The sequence below is a fragment of the Hyphomonas sp. UBA3195 genome, from assembly GCF_002366485.1.
Taxonomy (GTDB): Bacteria; Pseudomonadota; Alphaproteobacteria; order Caulobacterales; family Hyphomonadaceae; genus Hyphomonas.
Genome location: NZ_DEXB01000020.1, coordinates 29,517 through 46,178 on the forward strand (window position 1 = coordinate 29,517; position 16,662 = coordinate 46,178).

Consider the following 16,662-nt stretch of genomic DNA (forward strand, 5'->3'; position numbering starts at 1 on the left):
ATAATCAATGAACAATTGACTTTTTATTCAATGATCATATTCTGTCGTTACGGTCACCACCGACCGCAACTGCAAGAAGGTTTCCTCCCATGCCGTCTTCCCGCCTCTCTCTTATCGTTGTCGCTGCCGGTCTTGCCGGCCTCGCCTATGCCGCCCCTGCCATGGCCGATCCGGCCCAGACTGTGTCAGCAGAAATCCAGTATGATAACAGCGCATTGCACTCTCGTGCCGGGGCCGGAGTCGTTCTGGATTCCCTGCAAATGCAGGCTGATTCCATCTGCCGCTACGATGCCCCTGTCTCGCAGGCACCCCGTGTCGATGATTCGTGCGTCTCGCAGGTTATCGCGCAAGCTGTGAACAAGATTGACCACCCGAAGCTCACCGAAGCCTATGTGTCGCGTTCTGGCCTGAACAGGCGCATTCTGGCTGACGCGAACTAGGCACCAAGGCCAGAAAGGCTGAATGATTGACGTTTTCGTCAGTAATCGCTATTGAGTGCGAACGGACGCTTAGGGTCCGACACTGTTTTGAAGTCCACCCACCGAAAGGTATCCTCCCATGATCCGTTCCGCTCTCACCACCGCAGCCTTCCTTGCGCTCGGCGCACCAGCTTTCGCCAACACATTCACCTTCGAAACAGCCGCCCCTGTCGACGAAGGCCAGGTCGTGGCCATCGGCACTGTTTGGCTTTGCGAAGGCACTGTCTGCAAAGGCGACCTCGACCGCAAGAAGGCCTCTGTTCGCGATTGCAAGAAGATTGCGAAGAAGGCCGGCGAAATCATCTCCTACGGAAACTCCAATTCCAAGCTGGAAGCAGACGATATTGAAGCGTGCAAGAAGTCCGCACGCTAACGCACTTTCCTGAATAGCAGACCTCTCCTCGGGCCGCTCTGGTGTCATGCCAGGCGGCTCTTTTTTTGCGCGCAGTGCGAACCCCAGCCGACTTGATGCGTTACCATGAGTAACCAAGAGGAAGGCCATGCCCGCATCACAGAGCGATCCGTTGGAGAACGTACTCGAGACCGCCATTGAAGAAGGTGGCGAAGGCACAATCTCGGTTGGGGATCTGCTCAACATGTTCGGGCACCGATCCTTTGGTCCCATCATCACATTGCTGGGCCTTCTGGTCGTCTTGCCGCCGCTAGGCGGAATACCCGGCCTGCCAGCGGTGATCGGGGTTATCATCCTGCTTTTCAGCATTCAGATTCTGTTTGGCGCCGATCATATCTGGATGCCGTCCTTCGTTGAGAAACGATCCATCGAAACCTCGAAACTCAAAGAAGCCGAACACAAGGTGAAACCCTGGCTGGAACGCATTGATCGCATGATCACCGAGCGGCTCGCTTGGGCGACAGGACGTGTGGCCACCTATCTGGCCGCGATCGCGGTTTCCCTGCTCGCTATTCTGATGATCCCTCTGGAACTCGTGCCGTTCGCCGTCGCAGCGCCGGGTGTTGCGATTGTCCTGTTCGGTTTGGCGCTCGTCGCCAAGGATGGCGCGCTGATGCTTGCCGGCTTCGCGGCAACGGCCGCCGCTCTTACCATCACATTCCTGTTTGTCCCGTGGGGACGGGTGGCTGGCTGGTTCTGAGAGTCACCGCTTCAGGTCGCGGGTTGCGCCTCGATGGGTTCCCAGAGTTCGACCTTGCGGCCATCAGGATCCATGATCCAGGCGAACTTTCCATAACTTTCCGTCATGGGCTCGCCTTCCATTTCAACGCCCTCAGCCTTGATTTGCTCAATCATGGCGTCGAGGTCGTCCACCATCAGATTCATCATGAAGTCGCTGTCTGAAGGTTTGAAATAGTCGCTTCCTGCCTTGAAGGGCGCCCAGATCGTGCGGGCACCTTGCGGGAATCGTGCAGCAGCATCCGCTTGGGAGAAACTCGCGCCCCCATATTCGTCAATCTGCACACCGAGTACCCGCGTATACCACGCCCGCGTCGCATCCACGTCTCTGCAAAGAAAGAACAGTCCACCCAAACCAATCACTTTTGCCATGTTTTCCCCCCCACTTGTTCTAATCGGCTAGATCGCCTCCAATGCCTCCGCCAGCATGTCACGCACCTGCCCGGCTACGGCATGGAGTTCCGTGTTCTCAATCGCTTGCATGGACGCGACCGGATCAATCGCACTGATCTCAATGCCGCCATCGACTTCGCGCAGAATGACATTGCAAGGCAGCATCGCACCGACCCTGTGCTCCATCTTGATGGCCTCGAACGCCATGTCCGGATTGCACGCGCCAAGAATGCGGTACCCGGCCATGTCGGCATCCAGCTTCTTCTTCATCGTCGCCTGGACATCAATCTCGGTGAGAACCCCAAACCCCTTGCCAGACAGCGCTGCGCGCGTGCGCTTGTCGGCTTCTTCGAGCGTGATGCCATCCAGTGTGCGGGTGATTGTGTAGGCCATGCCAAACATCTCCAGTAGCGCCTCAAAGGCTAATTGAATTGTGAAGAAACGCAATGCGATCCGGCGGGCCACGGTTCCAATTTCGCCCTGCCAATCGCGCCATGGCCCTGTAAACTGGTAAGCATGACTGATTCTAACTCCCTTCCCGGCGCCGGTTGCGGCGCAGCCATTCGCGATGCGCACGGGCGCCTGTTGCTTATCCAACGTCTCAAGCAACCCGAAGCGGGAGCGTGGGGTCTGCCCGGCGGCAAGATCGATTTTGGCGAACGCGCCGAGGACACCGCCCGGCGCGAAATCGAAGAAGAACTCGGTGTCACCATCGAGCTGACTGGCCTCGCCTGCATTGCCGAGACCATCGACAAGGGTGACGGGAAGCATTGGGTTGCGCCAGTCTATTCTGCGCGCATCGTGTCAGGCGAACCACGTGTCATGGAACCGGAAAAGCATGGCGGATGCGGCTGGTTTGCGCTGGATGACCTGCCAGACCAGATCACCACGCCTGTGAAAGATTATCTCGCCTCTCTGGAGCCGGCTGGCCCCACCGGCTGAAACTGCAAATATGTAGTCATTGTTGCGGCTCGGCTCTAGCAGGCCGGGGCCAGTTGGTGATTATAGCGGCTGTGATTCGACGCATCCGAACCTTGCTGATCTGGCTGGTCCTCGTGGACCTCGCCGCGACGCTTCTTTTCTGGGGCGTCACCCGGCTTTCAGACCAAACTGGCAAATTGGCGGGGGGACGCGGGATCATCTTCTATACCGACAATGTATCCGATGCCTCTGCGCGGGTCGACAAGGGCGTCGCCCTGCTGAAAGCGGGCAAGCTGGACCAATTGAAAGTCGTGGGGGGCCATCGCCCCCAGGAAGGCCGTCTCGGCAGCCAGGAGATGGCCTTGCTCGCGGCGCGCCGGTCCGGCCAGGCCGCGAAGGTCAGCGCCGATGTCGAGAGCCGCGATACGATTTCCGGCCTGGAAAGCCTCGCCAACACCACCAGCGCCTCGGAGAGTGGGAAGATCGTCTTCATCTCCAATTGCATGCATATCCTGCGCGCCAAGGCCGTCTATGCCAGCCATCCGGGCAAGCAGGCCAAGGCGCTCGCCGCCTGTCCCAATGGCGGGTACAATCCGCTCGATATCTGGCGTCGTGCACATTACGAGGCAGGCGCGTGGGCACTGTTCCTGATGCCGGAAAGCTGGCGGGATGCGATTATTGACCGCCTGCGCGGCGACGAGGACAGCGCCTAGCCCAGCGGTTCGCAGCGACGCTCATATTCCGCAATCGCCTCCGGCATCCATTTCCGGAAATTTTCGGCCCGGGTTTCGGACGCCGGATGCGTGGACATCCACTCCGGTGGACGCTGGCCACCACCAATCTGACCCATCCGCTCCCAAAGATCAGGTGCTTCGCGCGGGTCGTAACAGGCGCGAACCAGTAGATCGAGCCCGATCTTGTCGGCTTCCGTCTCATGCTTGCGCGAATAGGCGAGCATTCCACCCTGGGCCGCGATGCCGAAAGCCTGCATGATGGCGCGCTGTTGAGAGGCGTCCATGTCGCCAAGGCCCACGCCGACAGCGATCTGCCCGAACTGGACGACGCGTTGCTGGCTGACCCGCTCAGCACCATGATGGGCCAGGGCATGGCCAATCTCATGCCCCATCACCACGGCCAGCTTGTCGAGATCGCTGATATCCTCGGCGTCGACCTTGCCATCATAGTTTCCCGTAATGTCGAGAATGCCCGTGTAAATCGCAACATACCCACCCGGCAGGCAGAAAGCGTTCGGCGTATCGGAATCGACGACATAGTAGGTCCAGTCGAATTGGTCGGCGACCGGGGTGAAGGAGGCGCCTTGGCGCAGGAGATCCTGTTCCAGCTCGACTGCGGCGCGCTGGAGGCGTGCGCCAATCTCGCGAACGGCCTGAGTGTATTCCGCCTCCGTGCCTTCGCAATTGTTGCCATCTGCGCACAGGACGTCATTTCCCTGCTGCTGCTCCTGGTTCAGTATCTGGATATAGGACTGCTGGCCCAGCTGCACCTCTTTCTCGATCGGGACGGTGTTCAGTTGCTTGCGGCCCGAGAAAGGCACTTCGGTCTGGTTGGCTTGCCAATACAGAAACAGCAGGAACAAGCCGACAAGGATCAGGCTGAACCGGCTGCGCAAGAGGCCACCAATCCCGCTACTGCGGGTCTTGTGGCCATAGGCGTGTCGCGGCAGGCGCATGGGCAATCTCCGTCAAATCTGCTTGGTAAATCGTTTAAACCAAGAAGAACCGCGAGGGAAAGCACGCTTGCACCTTCACGAAACCATGTCGGGACGCTATTTCTGAGGCATGACAGACCAAGCTCCCCCGCCCAAGCTCGAAATTCGCATCATTCCCGTGACGCCGCTGCAACAGAACACGTCGATGATCTGGTCCACAGACACAATGGATGGCGTCTTCATCGATCCGGGCGGCGAGGTCGACAAATTGATGGGCGCAGCAGAGCAGTTCGGTGTGAAGATCGTCGGCGTCTGGCTGACCCACGGCCACCTGGATCATGCCGGCGCGGCCACCGAAGTGTCGGAGCGCACGGGCTGCCCTATCATTGGCCCCCACGAGGACGATCAGTGGCTGCTGGATGAACTGGAAGCTCAAGGCGCCAAATACGGCATCACTGATGGCCGCAATGTGACTCCGGACAAGTATCTTCATGATGGCGACGAGTTGGAGCTGTCTGGTACAAAATTCGGCGTCGCACACTGTCCGGGCCATACGCCGGGCCATGTTGTGATCTATCAGAAAGAAGGCGCGCTCGCTTTTGTTGGTGACGTCCTGTTCAAGGGCTCCATCGGCCGGACTGATTTCCCGCGCGGGAACCATCAGCAACTGATCGACTCGATTACCGGCAAGCTCTGGCCACTTGGCAATGAAATGCGGTTTGTGCCGGGTCATGGTCCGCTGTCCACTTTTGGCCAAGAGCGTCAAACCAACCCGTTCGTGGCAGATACGATTACCGGATATCAAGGCGCCGCAAAGCAAGATGCAAGTTCGACCGACCAGAAACTTGCCAAGCGTTGGAGCTGACAAGCAAACGGTATTACCATCCCGTAAGCCTCGGAAATCCAACGGAACCAAGCCACCAAGGAGACGTTTCTGACCCGTACACAACGGAAAGGAATGTCTTATGACCGCTTATCTGAAACTCGCCGCTATCGGCGCCAGCGCCTTCGCTCTGGCCGCCTGCACCCAAACTGGCACCACTGAACGCAACGCTGCCTATGGCGCTGCTGCTGGCGCAGCCGCGGGTGCTGTGATTGGCAATAATGTCGGGGATGGTGACGCGCAACGCGGGGCTGCGATTGGCGCCGTTCTGGGCGGCACTGCTGGCGCAGCAAAGGGCTGCACGGAGTCGGAAGACTGCGATATGCCGGGCGTGAAAGACCAGGCTGACGAAAAAGACACCGACCGAGACGGTCGAGCGGACATCTATGACCGCTACCCGAATGACAGCACGCGCTGGTAAGCAGCCGAGGCACTAAAGTGATGGTGAGCCCCGCATCCATTGGATGCGGGGCTTTTTCTTTCGCGGCACAGTTTCGCCGCCAAATCACCCCGGTCTCTCCCCGCCCAAAATCGGAACGCCCTGCGCGACAACGCGTTTCCCTTTTACCTATGTTAAACAGGAGAGACTTCATGGGACGGGTAACGCCCCTTAACAAAACTGCTTCAGACGACCCGTGGATTGCGCCAGATGATCGCGCGATCCGTGAAAGGATCCGCGCCTGGTACAGCTGTTGGCCGCAAGGCCATGCCGACCGAGAAGCCATACCCCTCACAGGCTCTGGGTGTATCCGCCTGCTTAGTGATTTTGGCAGCGACGTCGCGATAAGCCAAAACCTTGCCCAATATCGTCAGCTTTGGCAGCCGGTTTTGGAAGACACGTTCAAGCGCTGGCATATCAACATCGTATCCGCGATCAATTTGCGCCGCACCCAAGACATGGCCGCCGCAAACTTCTTCACCGAGCTGAGCGGCATCACCCATGAAGACGGGGTGATGAACCAGACGCAGGCAGTTTCTCAAATCTGGGAGAAAATCACAGGTGGGTGGCACCTGGTTCATGAGCATTCGACTGTCCATAATGGAGCGCTCTGAGCTTGCAGCCTGATCGCCTCGCGACAGTCAATTGCAGCTAATAACGGAAACCCACCCCTTTAGTCTTGCCCCCGCCCCCGACTCCCAGCTATGGAGCAGCCGTTTGGCCGGTAGGAGAAAAGCAACATGCCGAAGCGCACGGATATCCGCTCTATCCTGGTTATTGGTGCCGGTCCGATCATCATCGGGCAGGCTTGCGAGTTCGACTATTCCGGCGTGCAGGCGATCAAAGCGCTGAAAAGCGAAGGCTACCGGGTGATCCTGGTCAATTCGAACCCGGCAACGATCATGACCGATCCAGAGCTCGCTGACGCAACCTATATCGAGCCCATCCTGCCGGAAGTTGTCGAAAAGATTATCGAGGCTGAAAAGCCGGATGCCCTGCTCCCGACCATGGGTGGCCAGACCGCACTCAATTGCGCGCTGGACCTCCACTATGCCGGCATCCTCGAAAAGCATGGCGTGGAGCTGATCGGCGCAAAGGCCGAAGCCATCGAGATGGCCGAAGACCGCAAGCTGTTCCGCGAAGCGATGGATCGGCTCGGTCTTGAAAATCCCCGCGCCGCCATCATCGCGTCTCCGAAGAGTGAAGACGGCAAATATGATCGGATCGAAGGCCTGAAGCGCGCCATGGCCGCGCTGGACGAAGTTGGCCTGCCCGCCATCATCCGCCCGGCCTTCACGCTCGGCGGCACCGGTGGCGGCGTTGCGTACAATGTCGAAGAGTATGAAGAAATTTGTCGGTCCGGTCTTGCTGCCTCCCCCATGGCGCAGATCCTGGTCGATGAAAGCCTGCTGGGCTGGAAAGAATACGAGATGGAAGTGGTCCGCGACACAGCGGACAATGCCATCATTATCTGTGCCATCGAGAATATCGACCCGATGGGCGTCCATACTGGCGACTCCATCACGGTCGCGCCGGCGCTGACGCTGACCGACAAGGAATACCAAATCATGCGGAACGCCTCGATCGCGGTGCTCCGCGAGATTGGCGTAGAGACGGGCGGATCTAACGTCCAGTTCGCGGTCAACCCCGCGGATGGCCGCCTCGTCGTGATTGAGATGAACCCGCGTGTGTCGCGCTCCTCTGCGCTTGCCTCGAAAGCCACCGGTTTCCCGATTGCCAAGATCGCCGCAAAACTGGCCGTGGGATACACGCTAGATGAACTGGACAATGACATCACGGGTGTCACTCCTGCCTCGTTCGAACCGACAATTGACTATGTTGTCACCAAGATACCGCGCTTTGCCTTCGAGAAGTACAAGGGCGCCGACCCCGTACTGACCACGGCGATGAAATCCGTCGGCGAAGCCATGGCGATTGGTCGCTCATTCCAGGAAAGTCTGCAGAAGGCCCTGTGCTCATTGGAGACCGGCCTGTCCGGGCTTGATGATATCGCATTCGACACAGAAGCTGATTTGCGCACGGCGCTCGGCGTACCGACACAGGACCGCTTGCGCGTGGTGGCGCAAGCCCTGCGTCAGGGTCTATCCGTGGACGAAGTTCATCAAATCACCTCTATCGAGAAATGGTTCCTGCGCCAGATCGCTGAACTGATGGAGGTTGAAGCTGGCATCCTGAAGGATGGCCTGCCTGACGACCATGAAGGCATGCTGCGCCTGAAGATGCTCGGCTTCTCTGACAAGCGCCTCGGCAAGCTGGCCGGCAAGGGCGAAGCGGAAATCCGCAATGCACGCCACGGCCTCGGCGTGCGCCCGGTCTACAAACGTATCGATACATGCGCAGCCGAGTTTGCCGCGAAGACCCCCTACCTTTACTCCACCTATGAACAGCCCGTGTTCGGCGCCGACGAAGCTGAATGCGAAGCGCTGCCATCAGATCGCAACAAGGCGATCATCCTTGGGGGCGGCCCCAACCGGATCGGTCAGGGCATCGAGTTTGACTATTGCTGCTGTCATGCCGCATTCGCGATGGATGACATCGGCATCGAGTCCATCATGGTCAATTGCAATCCGGAAACGGTGTCCACGGACTATGATACATCTGACCGGCTCTATTTCGAGCCGTTGACGGAAGAACATGTTCTGGAGATTATCCACAAAGAGCAATCGGCCGGCACGCTGAACGGAGTGATCGTACAATTCGGCGGCCAGACGCCGCTGAAACTCGCCAATACGCTTGACCAGGAAAACGTGCCAATTCTTGGCACCAGCCCGGCCTCCATCGACCTCGCCGAAGACCGTGAGCAATTTGCAGCCCTGCTCGACGTTCTTGGCATCCAGCAAGCACCGTCCCGCACGGCCCGCTCTGTCGAAGAAGCCGAAATCAAAGCCAACGAGATCGGGTATCCGGTCATGCTGCGACCCTCCTTCGTGCTGGGCGGCCGGGCCATGGAAATCGCCCGCAATGACGAAGACCTGCGCAAATTCGCCGCCGAAGCCCTGAGCGTCGCCAAGGATTCCGGCGATGCGTCGCTATTCATTGACCGATATTTGTCCGATGCGATTGAAGTGGATGTGGACGCGCTGTGCGATGGCGAGAATGTGCACGTCGCCGGCATCATGGAACATATCGAAGAAGCGGGTGTGCATTCGGGCGATTCTGCCTGTGCCCTGCCGCCCTATACGCTTTCGCCTGCACTTCAGGGGCGCCTCGCCGAGCAAACGATTGCCCTTGCCCGCGCATTGAAAGTACGCGGCCTGATCAATATTCAGTTCGCCGTCAAGGATGACGAAATCTACGTGCTGGAAGCCAATCCCCGCGCCAGTCGGACCGTACCATTCGTTGCAAAAGCCGTTGGTGCCCCGATTGCCGGAATTGCGGCCAAGGTAATGGCGGGCATGAGCCTGACAGAATTCGACCTGACCCAGGCCAATCCTCGGCGCGTGGCGGTGAAAGAGGCGGTGTTCCCATTCGCCCGCTTCCCCGGTGTGGACCCGCAACTCGGCCCGGAGATGCGGTCGACCGGCGAAGTCATGGGCTGGGATGATGATTTCGGCATGGCCTTCCTGAAAAGTCAGCTTGGCGTCGGGGTCCATCTTCCAGACTCAGGAACGGTATTCGTGTCTCTGCGAGATTCCGACAAGAAGGCCATCGTTCCGGCGATTCGAAAGCTTACGGAGTTCGGATTCTCGATCCTCGCCACCGCCGGAACAGCTGCCTTTCTGGAGGCTGAAGGCCTGAAAGTGAGCCGGATCAACAAGGTTCTCGAAGGCCAGCCGCACATTCTGGACGCCATGATCAATGGCAACGTGCAATTGGTTTTCAACACGACCGAAGGTGCAGCATCGCTTGCAGATTCCGCATCCATTCGCCGGACTGCCGTAAACCGCAAGATACCGTATTTCACAACTCTGGCCTCCTCGATTGCCTCGGTGCAGGCCATTGAGAGTATGAAAGACCGGGAAATCTCGGTGCGCGCCTTGCAATCGGCCTGATCAGCCCCACTTGACGCCATTACCAATTAAGACAACGATTTTGCCGCCAACAATAGAGGTGACACAGATGGAACGCATTCCCATGACCGCTGAAGGCCATGCTGCGCTTCAGTCAGAACTTAAGACGCTGAAATCCGTAGAGCGCCCGAATATTATCGCGGCGATCGCGGAAGCGCGTGCGCATGGTGATCTGTCCGAAAACGCTGAATATCACGCTGCCAAGGAGAAGCAGAGCTTCATCGAAGGCCGCATCGCCGAGATCGATGACAAGCTTGCCCGCGCGGACGTGATCGACGTCTCCAAGCTGGGTGGCAGCAAGGTGCGCTTTGGCGCGACTGTGACTCTGATTGATGTCGATACGGAAGAAGAGAGCACGTACAAGATCGTTGGCGAAGACGAAGCCAATGTGAAGGACGGCAAGATCTCCGTCACCTCGCCAATTGCTCGTGCAATGATCGGCAAGGAAGAAGGCGACGAAGCCGAAGTGGCCGCCCCGTCCGGAGCGCGCGCTTACGAAGTTGCCAAGGTCGAGTACCTGTAAATGGCAGAGGCGGGGTCGCTCGGACCATCCGTCTGGGCGGTCTCGGACGGCCGCGCAGGCAATGCTGCTCAGGTTCGCGCAGTGCTGCAGGCACTGGGTGATACGCGGCGATGGATTCAGATTGCTCACATTAATGGTGAATCGCACCGCTCCGAACCTCTGACGCTGAGCCCACGCTTGCCGTGGACCCTGCTGCCTGCGGACAAATGGCCGTCTCCCCTGGCTTCCCTGCCGAAGAATCAGCGCGACCTGCTAACCCCGCCATGGCCAACGATCTGGATTGCTGCGGGCCGTCGTTCAGCTGCCCTGACTCGTGCCGTGCGGGAACTGTCCGGCGGAAAAACGCTGACCGTCCAAATCCTCGACCCAAGGATTCCCTCAGAAAACTTCGACCTTCTGGTCACACCGGCGCATGACGAGACAAACGGCCCGAATGTCATTCAGACGATCGGTTCGCCATCCTATTTTGCCCCTGACCTGATCGAAGATGCGGGCCAATCCTTTGCCGATCTGGCCGACGAGCGCAACAAGAGCGCGATCGTCATTCTGGGGGGGAACTCCCGCACACATACATTTACCGATGCTGCTGCCGAGCGTCTTGAATCCCAGCTTCGCATCCTGGCGGGGCAAGGCTGGCGTCTGCGGATCACAACATCGCGCCGCACGCCTGTGCCGATTGTATCCAGGTTCCGTTCGATGGCGGATGAAGTCGGAGCCCGGTTCTGGGCCGGCCCGGAAGATGGCGACAATCCCTATCTTGCATGGTTGGTCTTTTCCGATTGCGCCATCGTGACAGAGGACAGCGCCAACATGCTGTCCGATGCGGCCTGGCATGATCTGCCAATCCACATCGCGCGTCTGGAAGGTCGCTCCAAGAAATTCGACAGCTTGCACCAGAGCCTGATCGATCATGGCGCCGCTCGCTGGTTCGGGGGCACATTGGAAACATGGAGCTATCCAGCATTGCGTGAGGCAGACCGCGTTGCAGATGCAATCGTCGAGAAGCTTCTGGAGCGCCACCCCCAGCCAGACATGGGCGGCGATGGGTCAAAAGTCGCGCCGCCGGACTGGATGGAATGATACTTTGTCGACAGTGGCGGAGCGGTGCAGCATGAAGCTGTTCGCACTCACCCTGCTCGCCATGCTCGCCTTCGCTGCCAATTCGGTGCTCAACCGGCTGGCACTCGCGGGCGAGCTGATTGATCCAGCAAGCTTCGCAGTGATCCGCCTGTTCAGCGGCGCGATCATTCTCGGCCTGATCGTGCTGGCGCGGTCTTCCACACGTCCGGCTCTCTTGTCTACAAAGCGGGGGGTCAGCGTCGCCGCCCTGCTCGCTTACATGCTCGGTTTCTCGTTTGCGTACTTGTCGCTCGATACGGGCGTCGGGGCGCTGGTCCTGTTCGGCGGTGTGCAAATCACCATGTTCGCTGGCGCCCTGCTGGCCAGAGAGCACGTCCCGGCCCTGAAATGGATCGGTGCACTCGTGGCGGCAGGTGGCCTGGCCTGGTTTCTTTGGCCGACTGACGCCGCTCCGGTCGACCCAGTGGGCGCGGCGTTGATGGGCATCGCGGCGCTCGGTTGGGGAATCTATTCACTCCTCGGTCGCGGTGCACAAAATGCCACCGAGGATACCGCAGCAAACTTCGCGCTGGCAGCTCCGCTCAGCCTGCTAGGTCTCTTCGCCATCGGGCCAGAGTTGACCCCAGTAGGCGTCTTGCTGGCCTGCCTGTCAGGCATTGTTACGTCTGGGCTCGGTTATGCACTCTGGTACGCTATCCTGCCCCGTATCACCTCAGCCACCGCGGCCATCGCACAACTCAGCGTCCCGATCCTCGCCGCGCTTGGCGGCATCGCGATGCTCGGCGAGGATCTGACACTACGCTTTGCAATTGCTGCGCTGATTGTACTCGGTGGTATCGGGCTGTCAGTGACCGGCGCCCGAAAGCCCCGCTAGGCAGCAACAACCCGCTCATCGGCCGGGATCGGCTTCAGAATAAAGCCGCCGCCCAGAATACGCGTGCTGCCTTCTGCGTCGTAGAGCACGGCGGCCTGGCCACGCGCGACACCCTCTTCCGGATTATCGAACCAGATCACGGGAACGCCATCACTCCACCCCAAACGGGCCGGCACGGGCGGCCGCGTGGACCGCACACGGACGAGCACGGGCACCCCTGCATCAGCAGCCGCCTGGAGCGATCCTTCGCCCAGCCAATTGAGTTCTTCCAGCAACAGGCCGGACGTCATCAAGGCTTCACGCGGGCCAACAATGACCCGGCGGTTGGGCGCGTCGATCTTGACCACATAGAGCGGGTCACCCGTCGCAACCCCAAGCCCCCGGCGCTGGCCGATCGTGTAGTGGATCACGCCATTGTGCTGACCGAGCACGCGACCATCAAGATGTTCAATGTCTCCGCCCCGTCCGGCACCCGGACGCAACTTTTCCACAACCGTGGCATAGGAGCCTTCCGGCACGAAACAGATGTCCTGACTGTCCGGCTTGGAAGCCACCGGCAGATTGAACTGATCAGCCAGTTCGCGCACCTGCGTCTTCGGCAGGTAGCCGAGCGGGAAGCGCAGATAGTCCAGCTGCTCTGCCGTCGTTGCGAACAGGAAGTAAGACTGATCACGGCTCGCATCCGCGGCACGGTGAAGCTCCGGCCCATCGTCACCATCCGTGCGGCGGATGTAATGCCCTGTGGCAAGACAATCTGCCCCGAGATCACGGGCGGTTTTCAACAGGTCCGAAAACTTGACCGTCTGGTTACAGCGAATGCACGGAATCGGTGTCGAACCGGCCAGATAGGTATCGGCGAAGTCTTCCATCACCTGCTCGCGGAACTTAGACTCGTAGTCGAGTACATAGTGCGGAATGCCGATCTGGTCGGATACGTTGCGGGCATCATGGATGTCTTGCCCGGCGCAGCAGGCGCCCTTCTTCTCGATGGCAGCGCCATGATCGTAAAGCTGTAGCGTGATGCCAATCACGTCGTAGCCCTGCGCCTTCAGCATGGCGGCCACGACAGAGCTGTCGACTCCGCCCGACATGGCAGCGACGACGCGCGTTTCCGCGGGCGGTTTGGCAAATCCAAGAGAGTTCACACGGCCATCCCAGGCCGGCGGCAATTCATAAGTCATGTCTCACTCCAACCGGGTTAAAGGCCCGGAGCAGTTTCAGGAATGGGCGCATATAGCGCGAGACGCGCCAAATTGCGAGGGGGTCAGGCTGCAGATGCTTCAGCGTTGGCCGTTCCAGCAGCAACCCAACCGCCCCGGAAGTGGCGAGCCGGCTCCAGCTTGTCGGTCAGGCCGATGACACTTTCGCCACCACCGAGCAGAATCATGCCGCCGGGCATCATTTGTTTCGAGACGCTTTCAATCACTTTGGTACGGGACGCGCGCGCCATTCCGGACAATACATTCCGACAGAGGATAACATCGAAGTTTCCGAGCCCGTCTGCCCGCTCGAGCAGATTGTGCTGGCGAAAGCTCACGCGCGAACGCAAGGCTTCAGACGCTTCCCACTGGCCGGTTTCGAGACGGGTGAAGTGCTTGACGAGTCGGTGGATCGACAGCCCCTTCTGAACCTCGTAGTGCCCATAGCGCGCCACGCGAGCGGTCTCGGTGGAGACCTTGCAGATATCAGTCGAAAGAATATCGATCTTTGCGCCGCGCAGGCTGGCAGGCAATTCGTCTTCCAGCAGGATCGCCAGGGAATAGGCTTCCTGGCCCGTGCTGCCGCCGGCGCACCAGACTTTCAGACGGCCCGTATTGGACGCCTTCAGCCGTTTCGGCAGTACGTCGTCGACAACACGCTTTAGGGCGTCGCGGTCCCGGAAGAAGCAGGTGTCCTTGGACACCAACGCGGATGCGACTTCGGCCGCGAAGACCGGATTGGCGCGCGATTTCAGGCAGTGGACGAGATCCGCCATGGTGCCAAAGCCCTCGCGGCGGGCGATTGCCGCAAGCCGGGCTTCAATCAGATAGGATTTGGATTTCGGAATCGCCTGACCGGAGCCTTTCAGCGCCAGCTCAGCCAACTCGTTGAAGACCTCTTCCTGCATCTAACACTCCGAATCGGACATTCTGCCCATAAACCTTACCCATAGGGCTCGGTTTATTAAGAAATGCTTCAGACCAGGCCGACTTCCGCAAATTTGCTTTCCAGAATATCGGCGTCGAAGGGCTTCATGATGAACTCGTCAGCGCCTGAACTCAACGCTTCATTTATGTGTTCAGCATCATTCTCAATGGAGCAGAACACGACAAGCGGATGTTTGCCGCCTTCTTCGCGGCGCAAGGCCCGCAGGAAGTCCAAGCCGTTCATGACTGGCATATTCCAGTCAAGCAGGATGGCATCGGGCATTTTCTGGCGACACTGGCGCATGGCGTCTGCTCCATCGCCGGCTTCCAGCACGTCAAACTTCAGGTCGCGCACAATGCGCGCCGCCACTTTCCGGACTACACGGGAGTCATCAACGATCAGACAGGTTTTCATGATGTATCCTGTGCGCAGCGGTTCGGACTCGAATCTGGCCGACCCCGGTTAAGAAAGTCCTGCCAAAGTGTAAATTTCGGGCCAGCACTATCCCTCTGCGCGAATGCCCGCCGCCATGATGATGACCGTCTCTTCGCTTTCGCTGGCGGTCAACTCGCCGCCGAGACCATCGCAGATGATCTTCGAGAACAAGGGCTGAATGGTTTCCGGACGCCAGCCATCCTCTGGTTCGATTCCCTTGATACCATTGGCGATGTCAGGGCGCAGGCGCGCCCGATTGCCCTTGCAGGTCAGAGTGATCGTCAGGCCCACTTGCTCATTGCGAATGCGCACATGAATCACGCCGCCGCGCGGCAGACAGTCAATGCCCATCATTACGAGGTTCATCATCATCCGAACATGCGAGAAGCTCAAATGGTCGGTCTGGATATCGAATTCGATACTCGGCCGGTGGCTGGCCACGAAGTTCTCGGTGATCTTGCGCGCTTCATGAATGTCGGCCGCGCCCGCATTCAAGCCGATCGACCCAAAGGCGTAGCGCAGAAACTGAATCCGAGCGCCCGCCTTCTCGGCTCCATCATGCAGCAGGTCCTGGGCCTGCGCCTTCATTTCCATGTCACCCGGATCGTTCAACAGATCGAGCGCATTCGTGACCGAAGATACGGGCGAAACAAGGTCGTGGCAGATGCGTGATGCGATGTACGCGGATAGGCGTGCAGGATCGATCATGGGTAGTGGAGCCCCGTTCTAGAGTTCAGCTTTTTCGCAGGATTGTGTGAGCCGCCCGGCGTGTCAATCAAGGCTGTATGAACTATTGGCGATATTCAACATTCTGCTCAGTTGCATCTTCCGGACGGTCGATATCGTCATAGCCGTGGCGCGCACTGTGGAAGGTGAGCAGAAACAGGCCAATCGACAGGCCAAGCGTCATGACGCCGCCCAGGACATAGGCGATCCAGCCATGCCCCGAGAGCCCGTCAGCATTGCTTTCCCAGAACAGCGAAATGCCCCAGAGCATCAGCCCCAGGAGCACGAAACTGGCTACAATCCAGAAGATCAGCTTGCGTGACATGTCTGATCACCTACGCCTGACGGCGCTGGAAACAAGCTATTTCTGCTTCCAGCTGCCGCTGGCATCCATGTACCATTGGCCAGGGCTCAGTTTGGAAATCTGCTTTTCGCCGGTGATGCGGGCGACTTCAGCGACCGTCGTGCCGGTTTCAGCAGCGACTTCCGCATATTTGGCGGCGCGCTTGTTGTTGATCTCCTGAACCTTGCGAATGAGCGACGGGTCAGCCGACCCGATAACGCCAAGGCGACCGTCAATGCGTTCGCCGACCTCACCCGCCTCAATGGCAGCATCAATGGCGGGATCACCCGCAAAGGCGGCTGGCGACATCGCGGCAAGGCCGAAGGCCAAGGCCAGGGCAGCGAAAAAAGTGCGAAGGGATTTCATCATCTCGTCTCCAGATTTCGCGAGTTTAGAACAAGTCTGGATTGTCCGCGATCAGGTCTTCGACTTCCTTGTCGAGGATCACGCGGACTTCCTGGGTAATATTGACATTCAAGTCGATCTTGATCGGCTTGTCGGACGGTTCGATGCGGACGGTCGGCGTGCAGGCGACCAGTGCCGCAATGCCCGCGCCAGCCAGCAAGGCTTTGGAATAATTCATCAGGAT

The 16,662-nt window shown here is 59.0% G+C and carries 22 protein-coding genes; 12 read left to right on the top strand and 10 right to left on the bottom strand.

The features are described 5' to 3' along the window. Window positions 1-89 precede the first annotated feature (89 nt). From B2344_RS06795 to B2344_RS06805, 3 genes are all read left to right on the top strand, one after another. A complete protein-coding gene (locus tag B2344_RS06795; protein WP_290478527.1) occupies window positions 90-440 on the top strand; it encodes a UrcA family protein in 351 nt (116 codons plus the stop codon). A gap of 118 nt (window positions 441-558) precedes the next feature. After that, window positions 559-852: a CC_3452 family protein gene (locus B2344_RS06800; protein WP_290483055.1), complete on the top strand. Its 294-nt coding sequence runs from the start codon at window positions 559-561 to the stop codon at window positions 850-852. 127 nt (window positions 853-979) lie between these two features. Next, on the top strand, window positions 980-1,591 hold the full coding sequence (locus B2344_RS06805; RefSeq protein WP_290483054.1) for an exopolysaccharide biosynthesis protein: 612 nt from the start codon (window positions 980-982) through the stop codon (window positions 1,589-1,591). 11 nt (window positions 1,592-1,602) lie between these two features. Here the strand turns inward: B2344_RS06805 and B2344_RS06810 are convergent, their stop codons facing one another. Beyond that, complete coding sequence (locus B2344_RS06810; protein WP_290483053.1) at window positions 1,603-2,001, bottom strand: VOC family protein; 399 nt, start codon at window positions 1,999-2,001, stop codon at window positions 1,603-1,605. A 27-nt stretch (window positions 2,002-2,028) separates the two neighbouring features. Beyond that, complete coding sequence (locus tag B2344_RS06815) at window positions 2,029-2,415, bottom strand: DUF302 domain-containing protein (RefSeq protein WP_290484888.1); 387 nt, start codon at window positions 2,413-2,415, stop codon at window positions 2,029-2,031. Between the two features lie 123 nt (window positions 2,416-2,538). Between B2344_RS06815 and B2344_RS06820 the strand changes: the two genes are divergently transcribed. Together B2344_RS06820 and B2344_RS06825 are read left to right on the top strand one after the other, a co-directional pair. Continuing rightward, window positions 2,539-2,964, top strand: a complete 426-nt coding sequence (locus B2344_RS06820) for an NUDIX hydrolase (RefSeq protein ID WP_206992455.1) — start codon at window positions 2,539-2,541, stop codon at window positions 2,962-2,964. A gap of 71 nt (window positions 2,965-3,035) precedes the next feature. Then, the gene (locus B2344_RS06825) at window positions 3,036-3,656 is read left to right on the top strand and encodes an ElyC/SanA/YdcF family protein (RefSeq protein WP_206992454.1); all 621 of its coding nucleotides are present in this window, start codon (window positions 3,036-3,038) and stop codon (window positions 3,654-3,656) included. Here B2344_RS06825 and B2344_RS06830 read toward each other — a convergent pair. Continuing rightward, window positions 3,653-4,633, bottom strand: coding sequence for a M48 family metallopeptidase (locus B2344_RS06830; RefSeq protein WP_206992453.1), 981 nt, complete (start codon window positions 4,631-4,633; stop codon window positions 3,653-3,655). The two genes, B2344_RS06825 and B2344_RS06830, sit on opposite strands and share 4 nt — an antisense overlap. Window positions 4,634-4,742: 109 nt before the next feature. Between B2344_RS06830 and B2344_RS06835 the strand changes: the two genes are divergently transcribed. From B2344_RS06835 to B2344_RS06865, 7 genes are all read left to right on the top strand, one after another. Next, a complete protein-coding gene (locus B2344_RS06835; protein ID WP_290483051.1) occupies window positions 4,743-5,477 on the top strand; it encodes an MBL fold metallo-hydrolase in 735 nt (244 codons plus the stop codon). Between the two features lie 100 nt (window positions 5,478-5,577). Then, complete coding sequence (locus B2344_RS06840; RefSeq protein ID WP_206992451.1) at window positions 5,578-5,916, top strand: YMGG-like glycine zipper-containing protein; 339 nt, start codon at window positions 5,578-5,580, stop codon at window positions 5,914-5,916. 170 nt (window positions 5,917-6,086) lie between these two features. Beyond that, on the top strand, window positions 6,087-6,548 hold the full coding sequence (locus B2344_RS16005; protein ID WP_290501616.1) for a nuclear transport factor 2 family protein: 462 nt from the start codon (window positions 6,087-6,089) through the stop codon (window positions 6,546-6,548). Window positions 6,549-6,674: 126 nt separating this feature from the next. Continuing rightward, window positions 6,675-9,947: a carbamoyl-phosphate synthase large subunit gene (gene carB, locus B2344_RS06850; protein WP_290483457.1), complete on the top strand. Its 3,273-nt coding sequence runs from the start codon at window positions 6,675-6,677 to the stop codon at window positions 9,945-9,947. Between the two features lie 67 nt (window positions 9,948-10,014). Then, on the top strand, window positions 10,015-10,488 hold the full coding sequence (gene greA / locus B2344_RS06855; protein WP_206992448.1) for a transcription elongation factor GreA: 474 nt from the start codon (window positions 10,015-10,017) through the stop codon (window positions 10,486-10,488). Beyond that, window positions 10,489-11,568, top strand: coding sequence for a mitochondrial fission ELM1 family protein (locus B2344_RS06860; RefSeq protein ID WP_290478535.1), 1,080 nt, complete (start codon window positions 10,489-10,491; stop codon window positions 11,566-11,568). Window positions 11,569-11,599: 31 nt separating this feature from the next. Next, window positions 11,600-12,442 (top strand): DMT family transporter, encoded by an 843-nt coding sequence (locus B2344_RS06865; RefSeq protein WP_290484890.1) that lies wholly within the window; start codon window positions 11,600-11,602, stop codon window positions 12,440-12,442. Here the strand turns inward: B2344_RS06865 and mnmA are convergent. From mnmA to B2344_RS06900, 7 genes are all read right to left on the bottom strand, one after another. Further along, a complete protein-coding gene (gene mnmA, locus B2344_RS06870) occupies window positions 12,439-13,623 on the bottom strand; it encodes a tRNA 2-thiouridine(34) synthase MnmA (RefSeq protein ID WP_290483458.1) in 1,185 nt (394 codons plus the stop codon). The two genes, B2344_RS06865 and mnmA, sit on opposite strands and share 4 nt — an antisense overlap. Window positions 13,624-13,706: 83 nt before the next feature. Then, the gene (locus B2344_RS06875; protein WP_206992445.1) at window positions 13,707-14,549 is read right to left on the bottom strand and encodes a CheR family methyltransferase; all 843 of its coding nucleotides are present in this window, start codon (window positions 14,547-14,549) and stop codon (window positions 13,707-13,709) included. 68 nt (window positions 14,550-14,617) lie between these two features. Next, window positions 14,618-14,983, bottom strand: coding sequence for a response regulator (locus tag B2344_RS06880; protein ID WP_034812625.1), 366 nt, complete (start codon window positions 14,981-14,983; stop codon window positions 14,618-14,620). 87 nt (window positions 14,984-15,070) lie between these two features. Then, a complete protein-coding gene (locus B2344_RS06885) occupies window positions 15,071-15,712 on the bottom strand; it encodes a histidine phosphotransferase family protein (RefSeq protein WP_206992444.1) in 642 nt (213 codons plus the stop codon). Window positions 15,713-15,794: 82 nt separating this feature from the next. After that, complete coding sequence (locus B2344_RS06890) at window positions 15,795-16,055, bottom strand: hypothetical protein (RefSeq protein ID WP_051607596.1); 261 nt, start codon at window positions 16,053-16,055, stop codon at window positions 15,795-15,797. Between the two features lie 36 nt (window positions 16,056-16,091). Continuing rightward, window positions 16,092-16,442 (bottom strand): YdbL family protein, encoded by a 351-nt coding sequence (locus B2344_RS06895; protein ID WP_290484891.1) that lies wholly within the window; start codon window positions 16,440-16,442, stop codon window positions 16,092-16,094. A 22-nt stretch (window positions 16,443-16,464) separates the two neighbouring features. Beyond that, window positions 16,465-16,656: a YnbE family lipoprotein gene (locus tag B2344_RS06900; RefSeq protein ID WP_051607597.1), complete on the bottom strand. Its 192-nt coding sequence runs from the start codon at window positions 16,654-16,656 to the stop codon at window positions 16,465-16,467. Window positions 16,657-16,662 lie beyond the last annotated feature (6 nt).